This window comes from Sphingopyxis flava, assembly GCF_900168005.1.
In the GTDB taxonomy this organism is placed as follows: Bacteria; Pseudomonadota; Alphaproteobacteria; order Sphingomonadales; family Sphingomonadaceae; genus Sphingopyxis; species Sphingopyxis flava.
This window is the reverse complement of sequence record NZ_FUYP01000059.1, coordinates 1-9105: the sequence shown is the minus strand read 5'-3', so window position 1 is coordinate 9105 and position 9105 is coordinate 1. Positions and strand designations below refer to the sequence as shown.

The window sequence follows — 9105 nt, the reverse complement described above, 5'->3', positions numbered from 1 at the left end:
TGAGGTAACGTCGGTCATGGCGGGTGTAGCCTATGGCAATTTCTGTCCCGGAGCAGGGACGGCTTAGACACCCAATTTCTTACTTCAGAACAGAGCTTTACGCTACTCCCGCCTACCGCTCAGACACCCCTTGGTGCATAAGAGCGGCTAAGTATCCTTGGGCGTGCTGCTATCACCACCATGATTGTCAGAGAGTGGGGATGACAATGCCAGATTGGCGCGTGTAGGTCACGGCTCTCGGATCGGTGACACGTCGGGCCTTGGGGCCAGATCTGCCGACAGCGAGAAATGCCTCTTAGCGGGAACGGGATAGCAGGAAGCCATTATGCCATCGGCCAGGGATATCTACATTATCGGGTCTGGTATGACCCCACTTGGCAAATCCCCCGAGGTGTCGGTTCGCGATATGACTACGGCAGCGGTGCGTAAGGCGCTGAATGATTCCGGACTTGCGGACCCTTCGGCAATCGAAGCGGCATGGTTCGGCAATACCAGGCAGGCTCTGCTCGAAGGACAGAACGGCATTCGCGGCGAGGTGGCGCTCCGTAAGAGTGGCATCGTAGGTATTCCTATTACCAACGTGGAGAATGCCTGCGCCAGCGGAAGCACGGGTTTCTACAATGCCGTCAATTTCCTGAAGGCTGGCATGGGCGAGGTGGCCCTTGCTGTCGGCGCGGAAAAGATGTTTTTCCCGGAAAACCGGCAAGGGATGTTTCAGGCCTTTCGCGGCAGCACGGACGTGCTCGAATTCGATAGCCAGATCGAACAACTCCTCTCGCTGGCCGAAGGCATGCCGATCCCCGAGGGTGTTGAACCTGCGGCAGAGCGCAGCGTGTTCATGGACATCTACGCAGCTTTCGCGCGCTATCATATGGCGCGTTACGGCACTACGCAGCGCCAGATCGCAGCCGTCGCCGCCAAGAACCATCACCATTCGACGATGAATCCCGACGCTCAGTACCGTTTCGATATGACCGTTGAGCAAGTGCTGGAGGACAAGCCCGTGTCCTGGCCTTTTACGCGTTCGATGTGCGCGCCAATCAGCGACGGGGCCGCAGCGATGATCCTTTGCACAGGCTCGGCACTTAAGCGCTTCAATGCGGACCGGGCTGTTCCTGTTGCGTCATGCGCGCTCGTCTCCGCCAGTGGTCGCGACCCGGACGATCTTGATAATCACATCGGTCGCAGGGCGGCGCTCAAGGCTTATGAACTGGCCGGGATCGGTCCCGAAGCCATGTCGGTGGCAGAGGTGCACGATGCCACGGCCTTTGCCGAAATTCTGCAGATCGAAAACCTTGGGCTTTGCCCTCGCGGCGAAGGCGGTCCTTTTACGGAATCGGGAGCGACAAGTGTTGGCGGCCGCGTGCCTGTGAACCCTTCGGGCGGCCTGCTGTCAAAAGGTCATCCGGTTGGGGCCACAGGCATCATCCAGCTTCACGAACTCGTCACGCAATTGCGGGGCGAGGCGGGGGCGAGGCAAGTCGAGGGCGCTCGCTGGGGGATTGCGGAAAACGGTGGCGGTTTCCTGGGCTATGAGGAAGCGGCGACAACCGTAACCATTCTGGGCGGCTCGTGATACTGTGCGCCTAATCTTCAATCGAACAGGAAAGTCGGACCAATGAAATTGACCAGCTATACCGGCAAGGATGGACGCGAGAGCATTGGTATCGTGACCGGCACCATCGACAGCCCGGAAGGGATTATCGATCTTGGCAGCCGCTATTCTTCGATGCGGGAGCTACTCAGCGATCCGGATGGCCTGGCCTACGCGCGTTCCTGCCTGGACTCGGCACCAACGCAGTCCTTCGCAGAGGCAAACCTCTTGCCGGTCGTTCCCAACCCGGACAAGATCTTCTGCGTAGGCGTCAATTTTGCAAGCCACGTCAAGGAAACCGGCCGTGAAATGCCGCCTAAGCCGATGATCTTCCTGCGGTTTGCAGAAAGCCAGGTGGGCGCAAACCAGGACATGCTGTGCCCCAAGGTTTCAGATCAGTTCGACTACGAAGGCGAGCTGGCGGTGATCATCGGCAAGCGCTGCCGCTATGTTCCGGAAGACAAGGCGCTGGACTATGTGGCCGGTTACTCTTGCTACAATGACGGTAGTGTGCGCGACTGGCAGCGCCATTCGCAGCAGTTTTCGCCGGGCAAGAACTTCCCCCAGACCGGCGCTTTCGGCCCGTGGATGGTGACGATCGACGAGATCCCTGATGTCGGCGCGATGTCCCTGAAGACGCGGCTCAACGGACGCGAAGTGCAGACTGCCACGCTCGACGATCTGATCTTCGATGTCCCCGCGCTGGTCGCCTACTGTTCGTCCTTTATTACTCTGGAACCTGGCGATGTGATCATCTGCGGGACGACTGGCGGGGTCGGCGCATTCCACACGCCGCCGCTGTGGATGAAGGAAGGCGACACGGTCGAGGTGGAGATCTCAGGCATCGGCGTGCTGCGCAACGGCATCGCCAAGGAAGCGGCAGACTTCGCCATCGGTTGAGGTCCAGCAGGCAGCGCGAGTTGCCCGGCGACCCCGGACTATCGGATAATGTGAGGAACTACGAATGGAAAAGCGTCATTCAGGTAAGGTAGCGGTGGTTACCGGCGCAGCTGCAGGAATCGGCCGTGCCTTTGCGGTGCGGCTGGCTTCCGAGGGTGCCGAAATTGCGGCCGTCGATCTCAATCCCTGCGATCAGACGCTGGACGAGATCAAGGCAATCGGCGGGCGGGCGATCTCCTATCAGTGCGATGTCTCAAGCCCCGAGTCCGTGGCGAAGATGGGCGAGGACGTTCTTCGCGATTTCGGGCGCTGCGATATTCTGGTCAACAACGCCGGCATCTTCCCGAGCTGCCGGTTCGAGGATCTCGATCTAGCCGAATGGCGGCGAATGCATGCCATCAACCTCGATTCCGTGTTCCTGGTGAGCAAGGTGTTCGTGCCTGGTATGCGTGAACGAAAATGGGGCCGCGTCGTCAACATGGCGTCGAACAGCTTCGGCCAGGTCGCCCCCGGCCTAACCCATTACATCGCGAGCAAAGGCGGGGTGATCGGCTTTACTCGCGCATTGGCGAGCGAACTGGGTGCTGAGGGCATCACAGTCAATGCAATCGGACCCGGCTTTACGCGCACCGAAGGCACACTTGCACGCAAACCCAACTTTCGCGGGCAGACTTCCGAGGAACTCTATGGCGTCCTGGCGGAGCGCCAGGCCATCCCGCGCCCTCCAACGCCTGAAGACATGGCCGGCATGCTGTCTTTCCTTGCCAGCTCTGATGCCGATTTGATCACCGCGCAGACAATGTATGTCGATGGCGGCTTGATCCGAGCTTCCTGAGGCGGGCTGCCACATCGTGAATTCTCAAGGGATGACCAGACCATGACCACCGCGCCTCCCAATGCTCAGTTCAAGCATGTCGGGATCTATGTCCGGAACCTTGAGGCCATGGCCGCCTTCTACAAGCGGGTACTTGGCCTCGTCGTGACCGACAGCGGCGTGACCGACCGCGGCGGCAAGATCGTCTTCCTCAGCCGTAGCCCGACCGAACATCATCAGATCGTGCTGGTCGAAGGACGTAGCGACGGCATGGGGGAAGGGTTGATCAACCAGCTTTCCTTCCGCCTGGATTCGCTGGGCGACCTCAAGACGTTCAACGAGATCATCAAGGCGGAGGGAGTGCGGGTCGACCGGACGATGAACCACGGCAATGCGTGGAGCATCTATTGCTTCGATCCAGAGGGCAACCGGCTCGAACTCTATGCCGGATCGCCGTGGTACATTGCGCAGCCCTGCGCGGAGCCGCTCGATCTGGACGAGCCGGAAGACGTCATCGTGGCCAAGACCCACGAAATGGTGCTGGCCGATCCGACCTATGCGTCGAAAGAGGAATGGGACCGCAAGCAGGCTGCGGCGGTGGGTGCTGCCAGCCCCGCCGGTTCTTAAGGACGCGCGGCCAGACCATGAACAGGCGTGGGCCTCTTCGATGAGCGTGCATCCCGACTTTCAGGCCATCCTGGACATGGTCAACAGCCTGCCGGCGACGGACTACTCGCGGCCGCCGCTGGAGCTGGCGCAGGAAATGCGCTCGGCGCCGGTCAGGATACCGCCCCTGCCGAACGCGGTTGCAGTGGAAGTGCGCAAGGTGTCGGGCAGCGATGGCCATGCAATCCCGGTCCGCATCTATCGCCCTGAATCGCCTGCACCGCATGCGGTCCTGGTCAGCATGCATGGGGGCGGCTGGGTTCGCGGCTCGCTCGATGGCGACGAATTCCGCTCGCACTTCATGGCTCATGAATCGGGCTGCGCCGTCGTCTCAGTCGATTATCGACTCGCTCCCGAACATCCTTATCCGGCAGCGTTGAACGATTGCCTGGCCGTGATCGAATGGGTCGCGCGGGAGGCTGCGGCACTCGGTTTCGACAAACAGCGTATTGGCGTTGCGGGCGACAGTGCCGGTGCCAATCTTGCAACGGCGGTGGCGCTCAAGCTGCGCGATGGCAGCGGGCCGCTGCTCAAATGCCAGATTCTGGTCTATCCCGTCTGCGATCACGATTTCGACCGTCCATCCTATCTGGCCAATGCAGAAGGCAAGTTGCTTACCCGCCAGTTCATGATGTGGTGCTGGGACCAGTATGCGGGCGGCGCAGACCGTAACCTGCCCTATCTCAGCCCCTTGCGCGCTGGGGATTTGAGCGGAATGCCCCCCACACTGCTGCTGACTGCCGAATATGATCCCCTGCGCGACGAGGGGGAGGCCTATGCCCGCGCCTTGCAGCAAGCTGGAAATCTCGTGAAGGCAGAGCGGCTTGACGGCATGGTGCATCCCTTCCAGTCGCTGGCACCGCAGCACCCTTGCTCCATCGAATCGTTCAAGGCAGCTGCTTCCTTCGCCAAGGCCCACCTCAACCCGACGTGAGTCGCTAGAGGCGAGATCGACGGGCTGGCATGAATTCGTGCCCGGGCTGGTCACGTGCGGCCCATTAAATATATGTAATATAATAGAAAAATGCGACTCGGCAACCTCATTAAGAGGTGCCAAAAACATGCCATGCGACCCTGTTGCGAGCAACCGAACATCTGTTAGGTTTGGTCAAAATCAAAAGGGAGAGTGGACATGGAACTTGCTAGGCTTGGCCAGGCCCTGGGCGAACGCTGGGTTGCAGGTCACGAACAGGACGATACCGACCAGATTGTGAAATCGGCCGGACGAGTTCTTCGCATTCTTGAACTCTTCGATGTGCTGAAACGTGAGGCCTTGGTCTCCGAAGTTTCGGAACTGCTTGCCCTGCCGCAATCGAGCACGTCGGTACTTCTCCGCAGCTTGGTCGTGATGGGATATCTTTCCTATAACGCCCCAACCCGCGCGTTTGCGCCAACCACGCGGGTTGCCCTGTTGGGTAACTGGGTCAATGCGCCGCTTCTGAGCGATGGCCCGCTGATCCGCCTGATGCACCGCCTCAATGTCCGCACCGGGCAAGCCGTTGTGCTGGCAGTGCGCAATCATGTCTGGTCGCAATATATCCATGTTGTGCAGGCGAGCAGCCCGGTCCGGCTTTACGTCGTGAAAGGCTCGCGCCGCCCCTTGGTTTGCTCTGCCACAGGGCTGACTTTGATTTCGGATTTGTCCGATAGCGAAATTACGCGTCTGGGCTTGCGCTATAATGCCGAGCCGCAAGAAGTGGACGTGAAGGTTCCTGTGCCGGTCCTGCTTGAACGGGCTCAGGCGGTCCGCGCGAACGGATATGCTTTCCAGCATGATACCGTGACGGCTGGAGCGGGCGTGATCGCGATGCGATTGCCTTCACTCGAAAACAGCGACGAACGGCTTTCGATCGGCATCGCTGCTCCAACTCAGGTCCTGCAGGATAGCAAGGATGATTTTGTGCTTGCTTTGCACGAAGAGATTGCCGCCCACCTGGTTGGAGGAGTTGGCAATTTGGGGACTGACGACCTTGTACCTGTGCTGAGCTGAGTTGAGCGGAGCTGTAACCCCCGGCATCGCTCTGCACAGCCGGGGTTTATTCATCACAACCGAGCTGGCGGCCGGATTTGGGACAAGCCTGAATGTTTCCATTCTGGCTACAAAAAAATATTTAATTCAAATACTTGTCTAGTGTCCCTGGGGCCATATTTCATATCTGATTGGTACTCCGGATAGGGGCGAAAAGGGTCGTATGTTGTCCCGCAGCTTCGTAAATGAGGCGCAATTCGTGCAAACCAATTTGGCGGATAAAAACCACATTTAGGGAGGGTACACTTGACTAGTAGGTTCAACCGCGCAGTTGCAGTCTCGCTGACTGCCGTGTCGATGGCACTGGCGGCACAGCCCGCGCTGGCTCAAGATGCCCACGAAACTCAGAACGCGACCCAATCCGGTTTCGATGAGATCCTGGTTACTGCGCGCAAGATATCGGAGTCATCACAAGATCTCCCGATCACCGTGGCTGCATTCAGCGGGGAAGAGCTGAACAACCGGGTGGTTCTCACGGCACAGGATCTGCAGGGGGTAACCCCCGGCCTGACAATCTCCAACAGCCCCACCGGCGGCGTTCCGGTCTTCGCCATTCGCGGCACGGCCACTGAACTTGGCATCGATGGCGGTGTGGCGCTCTACTACAACGACGTTCCGTTTATCTCGACCATCGGCATGATGGGCTCGTTCTACGACGTATCGACTGTGGAAGTGCTCAAGGGTCCGCAGGGTACCCAGTTCGGCACCAACACCACTGGTGGTACGATCTCGATCCGCACCAATTTGCCGACCGACGAATATGAAGGATACGTCAAGGCGGGCTATGGCAACTTCGATCGCCGCGAATTCGAAGGCATGCTCAACATTCCTGTGAACGACGAAGTTGGCCTTCGTTTTGCGGGCAATTACGTCAAGCGCGACGGCTACATCAAAAACCCCGACAATGCGGGTGTGGTTTCCAAGGATTTCCAGGACGAAAACCACTATTCGTTGCGCGGCACGCTGTCGATTGACACCGGCCCGCTGCTGAACGTCATCATCGCGGATTACTACAACCGCGACGAAAAGCCGTTCCAGGCCGTTCCAATCCGGTTTGCGCCAAGCCTTCTCACGCTGTTTCAAGGCGCACCGACGCTGGAATCGCAAGGTGCCAAGCTGGGTACGTACAACAGGGTCTTCATGGGGCCGAACTCAACAGGTGTTCAGCCGGATTTCTTCGGCAAGGCATCGCTGTACGGCATTCAGAACAGGACCGAGCTGGAACTGTCGGACACCATCTCGCTACGTAACGTGCTTGGTTACCGGCACGACAAGACGGCAACGTCCGAGGATACGTGCGGCTGTAATGTTGTCAGCGTGAACGTGCTGCGGCAGGATATTGCGTCGCAATGGACCGATGACCTTACCTTGCGCTATGACAATTCAGACCTTGGCCTGCGCGTGGCCGTCGGCGGCTATTACTCGTTCCTGCGCAAGGAAACGGGCATCAACAGCAACGTGCTGCAGGGTGTTTTTGCGGCGCTGGGCTTCCCCAACAATGTCGTTTCCGTAAACAACCACGAGGTCAAGGAAACCAAGTCCAAGGCGGTCTATTTCAACGCGGAATATGATGTAACGGAAACGCTGAGCCTTACGGGTGGCTTCCGCTATAACTGGGACAGCGTCAGTTCCGTGGTTATGGCTGGCGACAACACCCTGAATCCTGCCAATAATGTCGATTTCAGCGGATTTGGCCTTGGCATCATTAATGTGGGGTCGCTGCCGATTTTTGGTTCGGATTTCAAACCCTTCGATCAAAAGCCATGCGCGCCGGGTAATTTTGACGGTTATGACAATTTCAATGCAGAGACTTGCTCTGCAACGCGCGGAGTGAAGTTCAAGGCGGAAAGCTGGACGTTTGGCGTGACAAACAAGTTCAGCGACAAGGTGCTGGGTTATGCAAAGATCAGCCACGGCTATCTTGCTGGCGGGACCAACTTCACCCTGCGCGATCCGGGCCGCACGACTTACGATCCGGAAACGAACACCATGATCGAAGTCGGGTTGAAGGCGGACTGGTTCGTGGGTGACCGACCGATCCGGACCAACGTCTCGTTCTATCGCGGCAAGATCAGTAACAAACAGGTCTTTGCCAACGCCAATTATGATGGTGGCGGTACCGGTTTCGGCGTGGTCAACGCCGCCAAGGAAACGGTTTATGGTGCGGACGTTGAAGTACGCTTTTCGCCGGTCGAGAATCTGACGCTGGATCTCAATTATAATTACATCAACGCCAAGTTCGATGAGTTCATTTATCCTGGCCTTGGTGGCCCCGGCGCAACCTTTGTGCCCGCGGTTGACCTGAGCGGTGCCACGCCGTCACAGACCCCAGAGCATCAGGTCAGCGGCGCCATCACTTATAAATGGCCGCTCGATGTTGATGCGGGTGAGGTTTCGACGACGTTCTCTGGCTACTATACGAGTTCGATCACCCAGGCGAACCGCCTCAGCGCCTTTGATGCGGCGCTCGGAGCGGATCTCAACGAACTGCCCGGCTATTTCATCGCAAATGCCTCTCTGAACTGGGAGGAGGTCATGGGATCTCCGGTCAGCCTTCAAGTCTGGGCCAGGAACTTGTTTGACAAGCGTTACCTGACCGGCACGAACATCCAGTTCGCAACATTTGGCTGGGCTAACGGCACTTATGGTGCGCCGCGAACCTACGGTCTCTCTGCGAGCGTGAAGTTCTGATCAAAGTAACACCGCTGCGCCCCCGGGTTTCGATCCGGGGGCGTAGTTGTGTATGTAGCCGGTCTCCGTTGCCTGTTGGCGAGGACGGAATTGATGCGGGGCGGAAGCACACAAATGAAGTTCTTCTACATTCCCGGGGCCTGCTCTGTAGCTTCACACATAGCGCTTGAAGAGTGTGATGCAGATTATGAAGGCGTCGCGGTTGACGTGTTTCGCGGAGATACCAGTAGCCACGAATTCCTCGCTATCAGCCCACGCGGCTTCGTTCCGGTACTGCAGACCGAAGATGGTGCAATCACCGAGAATACGGCAATCCTTGTAGCGCGACAAACTGGATGAGAAGTTGCGGCAATCAGGATGAGAAGATTCTGACCGCGACAGTTCCGTTTTGGTGTGTTTGATTGTCGCTGG

The 9105-nt window shown here is 58.2% G+C and carries 8 protein-coding genes; all 8 read left to right on the top strand.

From position 1 onward, the window contains the following. Positions 1 to 325: 325 nt before the first annotated feature. The 8 genes from B5X69_RS19890 (at position 326) to B5X69_RS22525 (ending at position 9033) form a co-directional block, all read left to right on the top strand. Entirely contained in the window at positions 326 to 1576 is a 1251-nt protein-coding gene (locus B5X69_RS19890; protein WP_079640251.1) for a thiolase family protein, read from the top strand. 42 nt (positions 1577 to 1618) lie between these two features. Then, positions 1619 to 2494: a fumarylacetoacetate hydrolase family protein gene (locus B5X69_RS19885; protein WP_079640250.1), complete on the top strand. Its 876-nt coding sequence runs from the start codon at positions 1619 to 1621 to the stop codon at positions 2492 to 2494. Positions 2495 to 2558: 64 nt separating this feature from the next. Next, positions 2559 to 3329 carry an SDR family NAD(P)-dependent oxidoreductase gene (locus tag B5X69_RS19880; RefSeq protein ID WP_079640249.1) on the top strand — a complete coding sequence of 257 codons (771 nt, stop codon included), beginning with the start codon at positions 2559 to 2561 and terminating at the stop codon, positions 3327 to 3329. A 42-nt stretch (positions 3330 to 3371) separates the two neighbouring features. Further along, positions 3372 to 3935, top strand: coding sequence for a VOC family protein (locus tag B5X69_RS19875; RefSeq protein ID WP_079640248.1), 564 nt, complete (start codon positions 3372 to 3374; stop codon positions 3933 to 3935). A gap of 40 nt (positions 3936 to 3975) precedes the next feature. Next, on the top strand, positions 3976 to 4908 hold the full coding sequence (locus B5X69_RS19870; RefSeq protein ID WP_176141711.1) for an alpha/beta hydrolase: 933 nt from the start codon (positions 3976 to 3978) through the stop codon (positions 4906 to 4908). Between the two features lie 198 nt (positions 4909 to 5106). After that, positions 5107 to 5964 (top strand): IclR family transcriptional regulator, encoded by an 858-nt coding sequence (locus tag B5X69_RS19865; protein WP_079640246.1) that lies wholly within the window; start codon positions 5107 to 5109, stop codon positions 5962 to 5964. 285 nt (positions 5965 to 6249) lie between these two features. Continuing rightward, a complete protein-coding gene (locus tag B5X69_RS19860; protein WP_139375903.1) occupies positions 6250 to 8694 on the top strand; it encodes a TonB-dependent receptor in 2445 nt (814 codons plus the stop codon). A 93-nt stretch (positions 8695 to 8787) separates the two neighbouring features. Further along, positions 8788 to 9033, top strand: coding sequence for a glutathione S-transferase N-terminal domain-containing protein (locus tag B5X69_RS22525; protein WP_079640244.1), 246 nt, complete (start codon positions 8788 to 8790; stop codon positions 9031 to 9033). The last annotated feature ends 72 nt before the right edge of the window (positions 9034 to 9105 follow it).